This is a genomic window from Enterobacter sp. MGH 37 (assembly GCF_000534515.1).
In the GTDB taxonomy this organism is placed as follows: Bacteria; Pseudomonadota; Gammaproteobacteria; order Enterobacterales; family Enterobacteriaceae; genus Enterobacter; species Enterobacter kobei.
Genome location: NZ_KI973206.1, coordinates 737,150 through 752,333, shown reverse-complemented (window position 1 = coordinate 752,333; position 15,184 = coordinate 737,150). Strand labels below are relative to the sequence as shown.

13 protein-coding genes, 1 tRNA gene, 3 rRNA genes and 1 pseudogene are annotated in these 15,184 nt (G+C 51.7%); 11 read left to right on the top strand and 7 right to left on the bottom strand.

Annotated elements, in window-relative coordinates; genetic code table 11:
* The first annotated feature begins 6 nt into the window (after window positions 1-6).
* Window positions 7-222, top strand: coding sequence for an alternative ribosome-rescue factor A (locus L383_RS07620; protein ID WP_014885464.1), 216 nt, complete (start codon window positions 7-9; stop codon window positions 220-222).
* Here the strand turns inward: L383_RS07620 and mscL are convergent, their stop codons facing one another.
* The 5 genes from mscL to def all read right to left on the bottom strand — a co-directional run bounded on the left by mscL (window position 223) and on the right by def (window position 4,999).
* A complete protein-coding gene (mscL, locus tag L383_RS07625; protein ID WP_014833515.1) occupies window positions 223-633 on the bottom strand; it encodes a large-conductance mechanosensitive channel protein MscL in 411 nt (136 codons plus the stop codon).
* A gap of 146 nt (window positions 634-779) precedes the next feature.
* The gene (gene trkA, locus L383_RS07630; protein WP_014885463.1) at window positions 780-2,156 is read right to left on the bottom strand and encodes a Trk system potassium transporter TrkA; all 1,377 of its coding nucleotides are present in this window, start codon (window positions 2,154-2,156) and stop codon (window positions 780-782) included.
* A gap of 22 nt (window positions 2,157-2,178) precedes the next feature.
* Window positions 2,179-3,465 (bottom strand): 16S rRNA (cytosine(967)-C(5))-methyltransferase RsmB, encoded by a 1,287-nt coding sequence (gene rsmB / locus L383_RS07635; RefSeq protein ID WP_032629545.1) that lies wholly within the window; start codon window positions 3,463-3,465, stop codon window positions 2,179-2,181.
* A gap of 51 nt (window positions 3,466-3,516) precedes the next feature.
* Window positions 3,517-4,464 carry a methionyl-tRNA formyltransferase gene (gene fmt / locus L383_RS07640; RefSeq protein WP_023331437.1) on the bottom strand — a complete coding sequence of 316 codons (948 nt, stop codon included), beginning with the start codon at window positions 4,462-4,464 and terminating at the stop codon, window positions 3,517-3,519.
* Window positions 4,465-4,489: 25 nt separating this feature from the next.
* Window positions 4,490-4,999 carry a peptide deformylase gene (gene def / locus L383_RS07645; RefSeq protein WP_006812188.1) on the bottom strand — a complete coding sequence of 170 codons (510 nt, stop codon included), beginning with the start codon at window positions 4,997-4,999 and terminating at the stop codon, window positions 4,490-4,492.
* 128 nt (window positions 5,000-5,127) lie between these two features.
* Between def and dprA the strand changes: the two genes are divergently transcribed.
* Genes dprA through L383_RS07675 form a run of 6 tightly spaced genes read left to right on the top strand, consistent with a single transcriptional unit; the run spans window position 5,128 to window position 8,912 of the window.
* Window positions 5,128-6,252 (top strand): DNA-protecting protein DprA, encoded by a 1,125-nt coding sequence (gene dprA, locus L383_RS07650; protein ID WP_023331436.1) that lies wholly within the window; start codon window positions 5,128-5,130, stop codon window positions 6,250-6,252.
* The gene (smg, locus tag L383_RS07655; RefSeq protein WP_008503477.1) at window positions 6,224-6,697 is read left to right on the top strand and encodes a DUF494 family protein Smg; all 474 of its coding nucleotides are present in this window, start codon (window positions 6,224-6,226) and stop codon (window positions 6,695-6,697) included. Before dprA ends, smg begins: the two co-directional genes overlap by 29 nt.
* Before the next feature lie 27 nt (window positions 6,698-6,724).
* Window positions 6,725-7,279 (top strand): DNA topoisomerase family protein, encoded by a 555-nt coding sequence (locus L383_RS07660; protein WP_023331435.1) that lies wholly within the window; start codon window positions 6,725-6,727, stop codon window positions 7,277-7,279.
* On the top strand, window positions 7,272-7,844 hold the full coding sequence (gene tsaC, locus L383_RS07665; protein WP_014885458.1) for an L-threonylcarbamoyladenylate synthase type 1 TsaC: 573 nt from the start codon (window positions 7,272-7,274) through the stop codon (window positions 7,842-7,844). Before L383_RS07660 ends, tsaC begins: the two co-directional genes overlap by 8 nt.
* 4 nt (window positions 7,845-7,848) lie before the next feature.
* Window positions 7,849-8,667 (top strand): shikimate dehydrogenase, encoded by an 819-nt coding sequence (gene aroE, locus L383_RS07670; RefSeq protein WP_014885457.1) that lies wholly within the window; start codon window positions 7,849-7,851, stop codon window positions 8,665-8,667.
* The gene (locus L383_RS07675) at window positions 8,664-8,912 is read left to right on the top strand and encodes a DUF1488 family protein (protein WP_014885456.1); all 249 of its coding nucleotides are present in this window, start codon (window positions 8,664-8,666) and stop codon (window positions 8,910-8,912) included. The genes aroE and L383_RS07675 overlap by 4 nt, the downstream gene beginning before the upstream one ends.
* Here the strand turns inward: L383_RS07675 and L383_RS07680 are convergent.
* Window positions 8,888-9,442 (bottom strand): gamma carbonic anhydrase family protein, encoded by a 555-nt coding sequence (locus tag L383_RS07680; protein WP_023331434.1) that lies wholly within the window; start codon window positions 9,440-9,442, stop codon window positions 8,888-8,890. The genes L383_RS07675 and L383_RS07680 overlap by 25 nt on opposite strands.
* A gap of 471 nt (window positions 9,443-9,913) precedes the next feature.
* Between L383_RS07680 and L383_RS07685 the strand changes: the two genes are divergently transcribed.
* From L383_RS07685 to rrf, 4 genes are all read left to right on the top strand, one after another.
* Window positions 9,914-11,453, top strand: a 16S ribosomal RNA gene (locus L383_RS07685).
* 85 nt (window positions 11,454-11,538) lie between these two features.
* A tRNA-Glu gene (locus L383_RS07690) sits at window positions 11,539-11,614 on the top strand.
* Window positions 11,615-11,806: 192 nt separating this feature from the next.
* Window positions 11,807-14,711 (top strand): 23S ribosomal RNA (locus tag L383_RS07695).
* A 66-nt stretch (window positions 14,712-14,777) separates the two neighbouring features.
* Window positions 14,778-14,893: ribosomal RNA gene (rrf, locus tag L383_RS07700) — 5S ribosomal RNA — on the top strand.
* The 16S, 23S and 5S rRNA genes sit together here with 1 tRNA gene alongside, the layout of an rRNA operon.
* Before the next feature lie 106 nt (window positions 14,894-14,999).
* On the opposite strand, the pseudogene L383_RS25235 reads toward rrf, so the two are convergent.
* Window positions 15,000-15,184, bottom strand: a pseudogene (locus L383_RS25235) (amino acid ABC transporter ATP-binding protein); the annotation flags it as partial.

Below are 15,184 nucleotides of genomic sequence, written 5' to 3'. Positions count from 1 at the left end.
GAAAAGATGAGCCACTATCAGCATACGAAGGGACAAATTAAAGACAATGCCATTGAAGCCTTACTTCACGACCCGCTTTTTCGACAGCGTGTTGAAAAGAATAAAAAAGGGAAGGGAAGTTATCTGCGTAAAAACAAACATGCAAAACGGGGTAACTGGGAGGCCAGTGGCAAGCAAGCGAATCGCTTATTTACCACTGGCCTTCCTGCTTTAATTTGCTGATTAAACGCGGTTGTTCTGCTCTTTTAACAGATCGCGGATTTCAGTCAGCAAGACTTCTTCTTTCGTTGGTGCTGGCGCAGCTGCTGGCTCTTCTTTTTTACGGTTGAGTCTGTTGATCAGCTTGATAGCCATGAAAATAGCAAACGCCACAATCACGAAATCAAATACGTTCTGAATAAATACACCATAATGCATCACTACTGCCGGGATATCCCCCTGCGCTTCACGCAGCGTGAAGGCGAATTGTTTGAAATCAATGCCCCCGATGAGCAGCCCTAAAGGCGGCATGATGATATCTGCAACTAATGATGAAACAATCTTGCCGAATGCTGCACCAATAATGACACCCACTGCCAAATCAACCACGTTCCCGCGCATCGCAAATTCGCGAAATTCTTTAATAAAACTCATTATGTTCTCCTTGTGCCAGCTGACGACTATAAGTTTAACAAATGATTAGCTATTTGCCATTCGGGATAATTAAACGTTATGAAAAATAAAAGGCACAGGAATTAAGCGGTTAAAGCGTGGGTGCTCGTATGCGAGCACCCGACTCATTAAAGGAAGAAGGGACTTGGCTGGAATAAACGTTCGACGTCGGTAATAAACTTTTTATCGGTAAGGAACATAATTACGTGATCGCCTTGTTCAATACGCAAATTATCATTGGCGATCATGACATCATTCCCACGCACGACAGCGCCGATTATGGTGCCTGGCGGCAGTTTAATTTCGTCGATGGCGCGGCCCACAACGCGTGATGTGGTTTCATCACCATGCGCCACCGCTTCAATGGCTTCAGCCACACCGCGGCGGAGTGATGAAACACCGACAATGTCCGCTTTACGTACATGGCTAAGCAGGGCCGAAATCGTTGCCTGCTGCGGTGAAATGGCAATATCAATAACGCTGCCCTGAACGAGATCAACATAAGCCTTACGCTGGATAAGCACCATGACCTTCTTTGCCCCCATGCGCTTGGCGAGCATGGCAGACATAATATTCGCCTCGTCATCATTAGTGACGGCAATAAAAAGATCTACTTGATCAATATGTTCTTCTGCCAGCAGCTCCTGATCCGACGCATCGCCATAAAATACGATCGTATTTTGCAACTTCTCCGCCAGTTCAGAAGCCCGCTGTTGATCGCGCTCGATCAATTTCACGCTATAGTCTTTTTCCAGCCTGCGCGCGAGACCCGCGCCGATATTGCCGCCGCCGACCAGCATAATACGTTTATAAGGCTTTTCGAGACGCTGTAGCTCACTCATCACCGCACGGATATGCTGAGAGGCAGCAATAAAGAAGACCTCATCGCCAGCTTCGACAATGGTAGAGCCTTGCGGGCGGATAGGTCTGTCGTGACGGAAAATGGCGGCGACGCGCGTATCAATATGGGGCATATGTTCGCGCATGGTGGACAACGCGTTGCCAATCAATGGCCCACCGTAATAAGCCTTAACTACAGCCAGACTGACTTTCCCTTCGGCAAAGTTCACCACCTGCAGTGCCCCTGGATATTCGATCAGGCGATAGATATTGTCGATAACCAGTTGTTCAGGCGCGATGAGATGATCGATTGGAACCGCTTCTGAATTAAACAGTTTCTCGGCATCGCGAACATAGTCCGGAGAGCGGATACGTGCGATTCGGTTTGGCGTGTTGAAAAGCGAATAGGCCACCTGACAAGCCACCATATTGGTTTCATCAGAACTGGTGACCGCAACCAGCATGTCGGCATCGTCAGCGCCCGCCTCGCGCAGAACGCGCGGATGCGAACCGTGACCCTGCACAACGCGAAGGTCAAACTTGTCCTGCAATACGCGCAGACGATCGCCGTTGGTATCAACAATAGTGATGTCATTGTTTTCGCCAACCAGGTTTTCTGCCAGCGTTCCACCAACCTGTCCTGCGCCCAGAATGATAATCTTCATATCTTGTGACCTGTTCTCAACATCACTCTTTGATTAGCTTAGCGTAAAAGAAGCCATCACCCTCTTCCGCACCCGGCAGGTTCTGCTGACCCGGGTTTTCAGGTGTTCCCGTATCACGCAGCGTAGCGTCCGGAGTGCGTTTAAGGAAGGCCGCGATTTGCTGGCTGTTTTCTTCCGGCAGTACGGAGCAGGTCGCGTAGACCAGCGTTCCACCAGGTTTTAGATGCGGCCAGATGGCGTCAAGAATATCCGATTGCAGTTGGGCAAGTTCCTTGATATCACGATCGCGGCGCAGCCACTTGATATCGGGGTGACGGCGAATAACACCGGTTGCAGAGCAAGGGGCATCCAGCAAAATACGATCGAATTGTGTTTCACCACACCACCCTGCGGGTTTGCGTCCATCGCCCTGCTTAACCTGTGCCTTCATACCCAGACGCTTAAGGTTATCGTAGACGCGTGAAAGACGCTGCTCATCAACATCGACTGCCATCACGCTGGCCTGCGGAGCCACTTCCAGAATGTGCGTTGTTTTTCCGCCTGGTGCTGCGCACAAATCGAGGATCTGCTCGCCATTTTTCGGCTCAAGGAAAGTCATACAACCCTGAGCAGAGGCATCCTGTACGGTCACCCAGCCTTCATCAAAACCGGGTAAAGCATGTACCGGTGCAGGGGAAGCTAAACGCACGGCGTCAGGATAGGCATCATGTGTGAATCCACTCATTCCGGCCTCTTCGAGCAAGCTCAGCCAGGCATCGCGGGTATGATGATTCCGGTTAACGCGCAGCCACATCGGTGGACGTTGATTATTGGCTTCGGCAATGTTTTGCCATTGTTGTGGATACGCCTTTTTAAGGCGATTCAGAAGCCAGTCCGGATGCAGGTAACGTGTTTCGCTTTGCGTAAATTCAGCCAGCAGCTCTTCCTGCTGTCGCTGGAACTGACGCAGTACACCGTTGATCAACCCTTTCAACTGAGGACGTTTAATCGCAACGGCACCTTCCACCGTCTCAGCCAGTGCGGCATGAGGGGGGATTCGGGTATGAAGAAGCTGATAAAAACCCACCATAATCAAATAATGTATGGTGCGCTGTTTGCCGGTCATTGGGCGTGACATCAGCTTATTAATGAGCCACTCAAGTTGAGAGAGAGTGCGCAGGACGCCAAAACAGAGCTCCTGAAGCAGGGCTTTGTCTTTATCAGATACTTTTTGTTGCAGGGGAGGCAGGACATTACTCAATGACTGACCCTGCTCGATGACCTGCTCAACGGCCTGCGCCGCCATACTGCGAAGATTTTGTTTTTTCATAACCGTAAAAATAAAAATGCCCGGAACACCGGGCTTTAAGCAAATATTGGATCAGGCAAGGCGATTGCCCGGTATAAACCATTCGCGACGGGAATTTAACAGATCCTGTGCACTCATGGCTTTCTTACCGGCCGGTTGTAACGACTCAAGATTCAGGATCCCTTCTGCAGTCGCAACCTGAATTCCGTTCTTGCTGGCGTCGATAATCGTACCGGGTTCAGCTGCTGTGACGCTGTTTATCACTGACGCTTTCCAGACTTTCACGGGCTGCTCATCAATCATCAGCCAGCTCATTGGCCATGGATTGAAGGCGCGGATGCAGCGTTCAAGTTGAGCGGCGGAGAGAGACCAGTCGATCCGGGCTTCTTCTTTGCTCAGTTTTTCGGCGTAGGTGACGAGAGACTCATCCTGAACCTCAGGCTTCGCCGTATTGTCAGCAAGCTGCTGTAAGGTCTTAATGAGCCCTTGTGGGCCGAGATCTGCCAGCTTGTCATACAGCGTAGCGCTGGTATCTTCTGCCGTAATGGGACACGTCAACTTATACAGCATGTCGCCCGTGTCTAAACCTACATCCATCTTCATGATTGTCACGCCGGTTTCAGCATCACCCGCCCACAGGGAGCGCTGTATAGGTGCCGCACCACGCCAACGCGGGAGCAGGGAACCATGCACGTTGATACAGCCCAGGCGAGGCATATCAAGCACGGCTTTTGGCAGAATTAAACCATACGCCACCACCACCATTACGTCGGCATTCAGGTCAGCAACCAGCTGCTGGTTTTCCTGAGGGCGTAAGGAGGCGGGCTGGAAAACGGGTAGCCCATGCTCTTCTGCCAGCACCTTTACGGGGCTCGGCATCAGTTTTTTACCGCGACCTGCCGGGCGGTCCGGCTGGGTAAAGACGCCAACAACCTGGTGACCAGAAGATAACAGCGCGTCAAGATGACGCGCTGCAAAATCAGGGGTTCCCGCGAAGATAATACGTAGTGTTTTAGACACGATGATCCTTGTATCCGGGGGGACGTTATGCGCGAGAGCGCAAACGATCCAGTTTCTCTACTTTCTGACGAATACGCTGCTGTTTCAGCGGCGAGAGGTAATCGATAAACAGTTTACCGACCAGATGATCCATCTCATGCTGAATACAAATCGCCAGCAGGTCGTCTGCTTCCAGTTCGAACGGATTACCGTCACGATCCAGGGCGCGAATTTTCACTTTTTCGGCACGTGGCACCAAAGCGCGCTGTTCAGGAATGGACAAACAGCCTTCCTCGATACCCGTTTCGCCGCTCTTTTCAAGCAACTCAGGGTTAATCAGCACCAGACGCTCATCGCGATTTTCAGAAACGTCGATAACGATAATACGCTTGTGAATGTCAACCTGGGTCGCCGCCAGGCCAATGCCTTCTTCAGCGTACATGGTATCGAACATATCATCGACGATACGCTGAATTTCTGCATTCACTTCTTTAACCGGTTCAGCGACGATGCGAAGGCGCTCGTCCGGAATATGTAACACTTGCAAAACTGCCATAAATTTCCAGAGTCGTGTTCAGGAGTTGATAAAAATATTACTTCTATTCTAGACAAATCCCCGTTCGATTGACAGCATCAGTGACCAATCGCAATGATTGCGCAGGCCGCTTATGGCAGGGGGAAAGGATGACGTCTACCGAGATATGGTTACGGCTTATCCACACGGGTTCTCTGTGTGGTGATGGGATGCTGGAAGCCGCTGCACGGTTGCACAAGCAGACAAATATAGATGTTCCTGCTGTCATAGACGCCGGGCTGTCAGCAAAACAGGCTATCCGTTTCTTTGCCTTAGAGGAAAGTGAACTGGAGCGAAGCCTTAAGTGGCTTGAAATGCCGGGAAATCATTTGTTGACGGCAAACCATCCCTTTTATCCCCCTTTGCTGCGAACGATTCCCGATTATCCTGGGGCATTATGTGTAAAAGGTAACTTAGCGACACTTAATACTGTCCAAATGGCTGTGGTGGGGAGTCGGGCGCCGTCATGGTACGGTGAGCGGTGGGGGAAAATCCTGTGCGAACAGCTTTCACAAAGCGGTTTTACAATCACCAGTGGGTTGGCCTGCGGTATTGACGGTGTCGCCCATCACGCAGCGCTGTCCGCAAAAGGACGTAGCGTGGCCGTGCTGGGGAACGGCCTGTTTAGCGTTTATCCCCGTCGGCATCAGGCTCTGGCGATGCAGATTATTGAATCTGACGGGGCGATAGTGTCTGAGTTTCCTCTCTCGGCACAGCCCCGACCGGCAAACTTTCCGCGCCGTAATCGGATTATCAGCGGGTTAAGCCAGGGCGTCTTGGTCGTTGAAGCGGCAGTGCGAAGCGGCTCTCTGGTCACGGCCCGGTGCGCACTTGAGCAGGGGCGGGAGGTTTTCGCCTTGCCCGGTCCGATAGGTAACCCCGGCTGCGAAGGACCACACTGGCTGATAAAGCAGGGCGCAACGCCGGTAACCGAGGTAGGGGATATTCTTGAAAATTTGCAACATGGGTTGCAATGGCTGAAGGAAGATCCCGAAAAGCGACATTATTCGTCAGATCAGGGAAAGGTGGCATTGCCATTTCCTAAGCTCCTGGCTAACGTAGGAGATGAGGTAACACCTGTTGACGTTGTCGCTGAACGTGCCGGCCAACCTGTGCCAGTAACGGTAGCACAGCTACTCGAACTGGAGTTAGCAGGGTGGATCGCAGCTGTACCCGGCGGCTATGTCCGATTAAGGAGGGCATGCCATGTTCGACGTACTGATGTATTTGTTTGAGACTTACATCCATAACGAAGCAGAAATGCGAGTGGATCAGGACAAATTGACACAGGATCTTACCGATGCGGGGTTTGAGCGGGAAGATATCTATAATGCGTTGATGTGGCTGGAAAAACTGGCTGATTATCAGGAAGGCCTCGCCGAACCGATGCAGCTTGCTTCTGACCCATTGTCAGTACGCATCTATACCGCTGAAGAGTGTGAAAGGCTGGATGCCAGCTGCCGGGGATTCATCTTATTCCTTGAGCAGATTCAGGTGCTAAACCTCGAAACGAGAGAAATGGTGATAGAGCGCGTCATGGCGCTGGATACGGCAGAATTTGAACTGGAAGATCTCAAATGGGTGATCCTGATGGTTCTGTTTAATATCCCGGGTTGTGAAAATGCCTATCAGCAAATGGAAGAATTACTCTTTGAAGTGAATGAAGGTATGCTGCATTAATTCAAATGTGCAGCACCAAGAGTTGTTATGGCCAAATCCGCACTATTTACGGTGCATAAAAACGAGCCCTGCCCGCAGTGCGGGGCTGAACTTGTTATTCGGTCCGGGAAACACGGTCCGTTTCTCGGTTGTTCACACTATCCGGAATGTGATTATGTCCGTCCTCTGAAAAGCCAGGCGGATGGACATATCGTCAAAATTCTGGAGGGGCAGTTATGTCCTGCCTGTGATGGTGAATTAGCGTTGCGTCAGGGGCGGTTCGGTATGTTTATTGGCTGTAGCCGTTATCCGGAATGTGGGCATACAGAACAAATTGATAAGCCAGATGAAACGGCTATTGCCTGTCCTCAGTGCCAACGTGGTCAACTGGTACAGCGTCGTTCTCGTTTTGGTAAGACTTTCCATTCCTGCGATCGTTACCCTGACTGCCAGTTCGTTATCAATTTCAAACCGGTAGCGGGTATCTGCGTGCATTGCCATTATCCGCTACTCATCGAGAAGAAAACCGCGCAAGGCATTAAACGCTTCTGCGCCAGTAAACAATGTGGAAAGCCGGTTCCGGCGGATCAAAACAGTGAATAATAACCTGCCATCAGGTTCCATTGCGTATGCAGTGGACGTACTGAAAAAAGAAGAAGTCATCGCTTATCCAACTGAAGCTGTTTTTGGGGTCGGTTGCGATCCTGACAGTGAGACGGCCGTTGGCCGATTGCTGGCACTTAAGCAACGGCCTGTCGAAAAAGGGCTGATTTTAATCGCGGCCAATTATGAGCAGCTTAAACCTTACATTGATGATTCCATGCTTACCCCGGCCCAGCGTGAAGCCATCTTCTCCGTATGGCCTGGACCGGTGACCTTCGTTTTCCCGGCCCAGCCGACAACACCGCGCTGGTTAACCGGACGGTTTGATTCGCTGGCGGTGCGCGTCACTGACCATCCGCTGGTGGTTGAGCTTTGTCTGGCGTTTGGTAAACCACTGGTTTCAACCAGCGCGAATCTGACCGGGTTACCTCCGTGCCGGACAACCGAAGAAGTGCTGGCACAGTTCGGGAATGATTTTCCGGTTGCTGCCGGCGAGACGGGAGGGCGCCTGAATCCGTCCGAAATTCGCGACGCATTAACCGGTGAACGTTTTCGCCAGGGGTAATCTCATGGAAACTTATGCTGTTTTTGGAAACCCGATTGCACACAGTAAGTCACCCTTGATCCATCAGCAATTTGCGGAGCAGTTGCAGATAGATCACCCTTACGGCCGCGTGCTGGCACCGGTTGATGCATTTATCCCAACGCTCGAGGCGTTTTTTGCTGCGGGCGGCAAAGGGGCGAATGTGACGGTTCCCTTTAAAGAAGAGGCATTTGAACGTGCAGACGAACTGACCGAGCGTGCTTCACTTGCTGGTGCAGTAAATACCTTAAAACGGCTTGAGGATGGCCGCCTTCTGGGTGACAACACTGACGGGATTGGTTTACTGAGCGATCTGGAAAGACTTTCGTTTATCAAGCCTGGTTTCCGGGTTCTGCTGATTGGTGCGGGTGGTGCATCGCGGGGCGTGCTGTTGCCCCTGCTTTCACTGGACTGTGCAGTGACCATTACCAACAGAACCTTTTCCAGGGCAGAAGCGCTGGCGGCGTTGTTTGCCCATACCGGTAGCGTGAGCGCCATCGCGCTTGAGGATCTCGAAGACCGTGAATTTGATCTGGTCATCAATGCCACGTCCAGCGGCATTAATGGTGAGATCCCGGCAATCCCCGTTTCACTTATCAACTCTCATATGTACTTCTATGACATGTTTTACCAGAAAGGGAAGACACCCTTCCTTATGTGGTGTGAAGAACATGGCGCGAAACAGTTAGCCGACGGGCTGGGGATGCTGGTGGGCCAGGCTGCGCATGCGGTGCTGCTCTGGCATGGTGTGTTACCTGCAGTCGAGCCGGTGATAGAAAAGTTAAAGCAGGAGCTTTCGGCGTGAATCAGGCTATTCACTTCCCGGACAGAGAGAGCTGGGATGAGGATAAACAAGCAGTCTGCTTCCCGGTGCTGGTGCAGGGGATGCAGCTTACCTGTGCCATTCATGGGGAAACGCTGCTACGTCGTTTTGGCGGTTCAGATCCTTTAGACATATTTTGTGAAAATCGCTGGGACCTTGAAGAAGAAGCCAGCGATTTAATCCGCGACCAGCAGGAAGACGATCAGGGCTGGGTCTGGTTAACCTGATCCAGATAGTCATTCTTCCATTTAACGTAGTTGTTCGCCGAGTATTTTAATCCTTCGATCTCTGCCTCCTTCAGGGGGCGGATCTGTTTTACAGGGCTACCCAGATAGAGATAGCCGCTCTCCAGCCGTTTGTTCTGCGGGACCAGGCTACCGGCACCAATCATTACGTCATCTTCTACTATGACGCCATCCAGCAAAATCGATCCCATGCCAACAAGTACGCGATTTCCTATAGTGCAGCCGTGAAGCATCACTTTGTGACCAACGGTGACATCCTCTCCAATAATGAGTGGATTACCTTCCGGGTTATAAGAGGATTTGTGCGTGACATGCAGAACGCTGCCGTCCTGAATATTGGTACGTGCGCCAATCGACACAGAGTTAACGTCTCCCCTGATGGCAACGAGTGGCCAGATACTGACATCATCAGCCATTCGGACATCACCTACGACTACGCTGCTGGCATCGATCATCACGCGATCGCCTTGTTTGGGGAACAGATCTTTATAAGGACGTAATACAGTAGACATAACTACCTCTAAGGATGAGCGCTAGACAGAAGACTTTGATCATAATATGGGATCGAGGCAAGGCAAAATACGTCAATATTTAAGCAGATCGGGCGGGATTTCAGCGAAAAGCGCGGAAAATCAGCAGTTGGAAAAAAAGATCTAAAAAATACTTGTGCTAAAAAATGGGATCCCTATAATGCGCCTCCATCGACACGGCAGATGTGAATCACTTCACAGACAACCCGGTCGGTTGAAGAGAAAAAATCCTGAAATAACGGGTTGACTCTGAAAGAGGAAAGCGTAATATACGCCACCTCGCAACGGTGAGTGAAAGCCGCGTTGCACTGCTCTTTAACAATTTATCAGACAATCTGTGTGGGCACTCAAAGTGACATGGATTCTTAACGTCCTCGGACGAAAAATGAATACCAAGTCTCTGAGTGAACATACGTAATTCATTACGAAGTTTAATTCACGAGCATCAAACTTAAATTGAAGAGTTTGATCATGGCTCAGATTGAACGCTGGCGGCAGGCCTAACACATGCAAGTCGAACGGTAGCACAGAGAGCTTGCTCTCGGGTGACGAGTGGCGGACGGGTGAGTAATGTCTGGGAAACTGCCTGATGGAGGGGGATAACTACTGGAAACGGTAGCTAATACCGCATAACGTCGCAAGACCAAAGAGGGGGACCTTCGGGCCTCTTGCCATCAGATGTGCCCAGATGGGATTAGCTAGTAGGTGGGGTAATGGCTCACCTAGGCGACGATCCCTAGCTGGTCTGAGAGGATGACCAGCCACACTGGAACTGAGACACGGTCCAGACTCCTACGGGAGGCAGCAGTGGGGAATATTGCACAATGGGCGCAAGCCTGATGCAGCCATGCCGCGTGTATGAAGAAGGCCTTCGGGTTGTAAAGTACTTTCAGCGGGGAGGAAGGTGTTGTGGTTAATAACCGCAGCAATTGACGTTACCCGCAGAAGAAGCACCGGCTAACTCCGTGCCAGCAGCCGCGGTAATACGGAGGGTGCAAGCGTTAATCGGAATTACTGGGCGTAAAGCGCACGCAGGCGGTCTGTCAAGTCGGATGTGAAATCCCCGGGCTCAACCTGGGAACTGCATTCGAAACTGGCAGGCTAGAGTCTTGTAGAGGGGGGTAGAATTCCAGGTGTAGCGGTGAAATGCGTAGAGATCTGGAGGAATACCGGTGGCGAAGGCGGCCCCCTGGACAAAGACTGACGCTCAGGTGCGAAAGCGTGGGGAGCAAACAGGATTAGATACCCTGGTAGTCCACGCCGTAAACGATGTCGACTTGGAGGTTGTGCCCTTGAGGCGTGGCTTCCGGAGCTAACGCGTTAAGTCGACCGCCTGGGGAGTACGGCCGCAAGGTTAAAACTCAAATGAATTGACGGGGGCCCGCACAAGCGGTGGAGCATGTGGTTTAATTCGATGCAACGCGAAGAACCTTACCTACTCTTGACATCCAGAGAACTTAGCAGAGATGCTTTGGTGCCTTCGGGAACTCTGAGACAGGTGCTGCATGGCTGTCGTCAGCTCGTGTTGTGAAATGTTGGGTTAAGTCCCGCAACGAGCGCAACCCTTATCCTTTGTTGCCAGCGGTTAGGCCGGGAACTCAAAGGAGACTGCCAGTGATAAACTGGAGGAAGGTGGGGATGACGTCAAGTCATCATGGCCCTTACGAGTAGGGCTACACACGTGCTACAATGGCGCATACAAAGAGAAGCGACCTCGCGAGAGCAAGCGGACCTCATAAAGTGCGTCGTAGTCCGGATTGGAGTCTGCAACTCGACTCCATGAAGTCGGAATCGCTAGTAATCGTAGATCAGAATGCTACGGTGAATACGTTCCCGGGCCTTGTACACACCGCCCGTCACACCATGGGAGTGGGTTGCAAAAGAAGTAGGTAGCTTAACCTTCGGGAGGGCGCTTACCACTTTGTGATTCATGACTGGGGTGAAGTCGTAACAAGGTAACCGTAGGGGAACCTGCGGTTGGATCACCTCCTTACCTTAAAGAACCTGCCTTTGTAGTGCTCACACAGATTGTCTGATGAAAAGTAAATAGCAAGGCGTCTTGCGATTGAGACTTCAGTGTCCCCTTCGTCTAGAGGCCCAGGACACCGCCCTTTCACGGCGGTAACAGGGGTTCGAATCCCCTAGGGGACGCCACTTGCTGGTTCGTGAGTGAAAGTCACCTGCCGTCATATCTCAAAACTGACTTGCGAGTCATGTTTGAGATATTTGCTCTTTAAAAATCTGGATCAAGCTGAAAATTGAAACGACACACATGTTATGTGTGTTCGAGTCTCTCAAATTTTCGCAAACCGATGGTGAATCGAAAGAAACATCTTCGGGTTGTGAGGTTAAGCGACTAAGCGTACACGGTGGATGCCCTGGCAGTCAGAGGCGATGAAGGACGTGCTAATCTGCGAAAAGCGCCGGCGAGGTGATATGAACCTTTGACCCGGCGATGTCCGAATGGGGAAACCCAGTGTGATTCGTCACACTATCGTTAACTGAATACATAGGTTAACGAGGCGAACCGGGGGAACTGAAACATCTAAGTACCCCGAGGAAAAGAAATCAACCGAGATTCCCCCAGTAGCGGCGAGCGAACGGGGAGCAGCCCGGAGTCTGAATCAGCTTGTGTGTTAGTGGAACGGTCTGGAAAGTCCGACGGTACAGGGTGATAGTCCCGTACACGAAAATGCACAGGTTGTGAACTCGAAGAGTAGGGCGGGACACGTGGTATCCTGTCTGAATATGGGGGGACCATCCTCCAAGGCTAAATACTCCTGACTGACCGATAGTGAACCAGTACCGTGAGGGAAAGGCGAAAAGAACCCCGGCGAGGGGAGTGAAAAAGAACCTGAAACCGTGTACGTACAAGCAGTGGGAGCCTACTTGTTAGGTGACTGCGTACCTTTTGTATAATGGGTCAGCGACTTATATTCTGTAGCAAGGTTAACCGTATAGGGGAGCCGAAGGGAAACCGAGTCTTAACTGGGCGTTAAGTTGCAGGGTATAGACCCGAAACCCGGTGATCTAGCCATGGGCAGGTTGAAGGTTGGGTAACACTAACTGGAGGACCGAACCGACTAATGTTGAAAAATTAGCGGATGACCTGTGGCTGGGGGTGAAAGGCCAATCAAACCGGGAGATAGCTGGTTCTCCCCGAAAGCTATTTAGGTAGCGCCTCGTGAATTCATCTTCGGGGGTAGAGCACTGTTTCGGCTAGGGGGCCATCCCGGCTTACCAACCCGATGCAAACTACGAATACCGAAGAATGTTATCACGGGAGACACACGGCGGGTGCTAACGTCCGTCGTGAAGAGGGAAACAACCCAGACCGCCAGCTAAGGTCCCAAAGTCATGGTTAAGTGGGAAACGATGTGGGAAGGCACAGACAGCCAGGATGTTGGCTTAGAAGCAGCCATCATTTAAAGAAAGCGTAATAGCTCACTGGTCGAGTCGGCCTGCGCGGAAGATGTAACGGGGCTAAACCATGCACCGAAGCTGCGGCAGCGACGCTTATGCGTTGTTGGGTAGGGGAGCGTTCTGTAAGCCGTTGAAGGTGGCCTGTGAGGGTTGCTGGAGGTATCAGAAGTGCGAATGCTGACATAAGTAACGATAAAGCGGGTGAAAAGCCCGCTCGCCGGAAGACCAAGGGTTCCTGTCCAACGTTAATCGGGGCAGGGTGAGTCGACCCCTAAGGCGAGGCCGAAAGGCGTAGTCGATGGGAAACAGGTTAATATTCCTGTACTTGGTGTTACTGCGAAGGGGGGACGGAGAAGGCTATGTTAGCCGGGCGACGGTTGTCCCGGTTTAAGCATGTAGGCGGAGGTTCCAGGTAAATCCGGTACCTTTTAACGCTGAGGTGTGATGACGAGGCACTACGGTGCTGAAGTAACAAATGCCCTGCTTCCAGGAAAAGCCTCTAAGCATCAGGTAACACGAAATCGTACCCCAAACCGACACAGGTGGTCAGGTAGAGAATACCAAGGCGCTTGAGAGAACTCGGGTGAAGGAACTAGGCAAAATGGTGCCGTAACTTCGGGAGAAGGCACGCTGATATGTAGGTGAAGCCCCTGCGGGTGGAGCTGAAATCAGTCGAAGATACCAGCTGGCTGCAACTGTTTATTAAAAACACAGCACTGTGCAAACACGAAAGTGGACGTATACGGTGTGACGCCTGCCCGGTGCCGGAAGGTTAATTGATGGGGTTAGCGGCAACGCGAAGCTCTTGATCGAAGCCCCGGTAAACGGCGGCCGTAACTATAACGGTCCTAAGGTAGCGAAATTCCTTGTCGGGTAAGTTCCGACCTGCACGAATGGCGTAATGATGGCCAGGCTGTCTCCACCCGAGACTCAGTGAAATTGAACTCGCTGTGAAGATGCAGTGTACCCGCGGCAAGACGGAAAGACCCCGTGAACCTTTACTATAGCTTGACACTGAACACTGGTCCTTGATGTGTAGGATAGGTGGGAGGCTTTGAAGCGTGGACGCCAGTCTGCGTGGAGCCGCCCTTGAAATACCACCCTTTAATGGCTGGTGTTCTAACGTAGACCCGTGATCCGGGTTGCGGACAGTGTCTGGTGGGTAGTTTGACTGGGGCGGTCTCCTCCCAAAGAGTAACGGAGGAGCACGAAGGTTAGCTAATCCTGGTCGGACATCAGGAGGTTAGTGCAATGGCATAAGCTAGCTTGACTGCGAGAGTGACGGCTCGAGCAGGTGCGAAAGCAGGTCATAGTGATCCGGTGGTTCTGAATGGAAGGGCCATCGCTCAACGGATAAAAGGTACTCCGGGGATAACAGGCTGATACCGCCCAAGAGTTCATATCGACGGCGGTGTTTGGCACCTCGATGTCGGCTCATCACATCCTGGGGCTGAAGTAGGTCCCAAGGGTATGGCTGTTCGCCATTTAAAGTGGTACGCGAGCTGGGTTTAGAACGTCGTGAGACAGTTCGGTCCCTATCTGCCGTGGGCGCTGGAGAATTGAGGGGGGCTGCTCCTAGTACGAGAGGACCGGAGTGGACGCATCACTGGTGTTCGGGTTGTCATGCCAATGGCACTGCCCGGTAGCTAAATGCGGAAGAGATAAGTGCTGAAAGCATCTAAGCACGAAACTTGCCCCGAGATGAGTTCTCCCTGAGACTATAAGTCTCCTGAAGGAACGTTAAAGACTATGACGTTGATAGGTCGGGTGTGTAAGCGCAGCGATGCGTTGAGCTAACCGATACTAATGAACCGTGAGGCTTAACCTTACAACGCCGAAGCTGTTTTGGCGGTGAGAGAGACGATTTTCAGCCTGATACAGATAACAGAATTTGCCTGGCGGCTTTAGCGCGGTGGTCCCACCTGACCCCATGCCGAACTCAGAAGTGAAACGCCGTAGCGCCGATGGTAGTGTGGGGTCTCCCCATGTGAGAGTAGGGAACTGCCAGGCATCAAATAAGTGAAAAGGCCATCCGAAAGGATGGCCTTTTTGCGTTTATGTGCAGAAAAAACGGTAGGCCGGGTAAGGCAAAGCCTCCACCCGGCAAAGCAAATGACTAATGAATCACCTGCGACAGGAATGCACGCGTACGTTCCGACTTCGGATGCGCAAAGAACTCATCCGGTGGGGCCTGTTCAACGATCTCACCGCGGTCCATAAAGATCACCCGGTCTGCCACCGTTCTGGCAAAACCCATCTCATGCGTCACGCACAACATCGTCATCCCGGATTGCGCCAGCC

What these genes read in the sequence shown, in the direction of transcription:
- L383_RS07620 (WP_014885464.1), top strand. Translation starts at nt 7, where the DNA reads ATGAGCCACTATCAGCATACGAAGGGACAAATTAAAGACAATGCCATT.
- mscL (WP_014833515.1), bottom strand. Translation starts at nt 633, where the DNA reads ATGAGTTTTATTAAAGAATTTCGCGAATTTGCGATGCGCGGGAACGTG.
- trkA (WP_014885463.1), bottom strand. Translation starts at nt 2,156, where the DNA reads ATGAAGATTATCATTCTGGGCGCAGGACAGGTTGGTGGAACGCTGGCA.
- rsmB (WP_032629545.1), bottom strand. Translation starts at nt 3,465, where the DNA reads ATGAAAAAACAAAATCTTCGCAGTATGGCGGCGCAGGCCGTTGAGCAG.
- def (WP_006812188.1), bottom strand. Translation starts at nt 4,999, where the DNA reads ATGGCAGTTTTGCAAGTGTTACATATTCCGGACGAGCGCCTTCGCATC.
- dprA (WP_023331436.1), top strand. Translation starts at nt 5,128, where the DNA reads ATGACGTCTACCGAGATATGGTTACGGCTTATCCACACGGGTTCTCTG.
- smg (WP_008503477.1), top strand. Translation starts at nt 6,224, where the DNA reads ATGTTCGACGTACTGATGTATTTGTTTGAGACTTACATCCATAACGAA.
- L383_RS07660 (WP_023331435.1), top strand. Translation starts at nt 6,725, where the DNA reads ATGGCCAAATCCGCACTATTTACGGTGCATAAAAACGAGCCCTGCCCG.
- aroE (WP_014885457.1), top strand. Translation starts at nt 7,849, where the DNA reads ATGGAAACTTATGCTGTTTTTGGAAACCCGATTGCACACAGTAAGTCA.
- L383_RS07680 (WP_023331434.1), bottom strand. Translation starts at nt 9,442, where the DNA reads ATGTCTACTGTATTACGTCCTTATAAAGATCTGTTCCCCAAACAAGGC.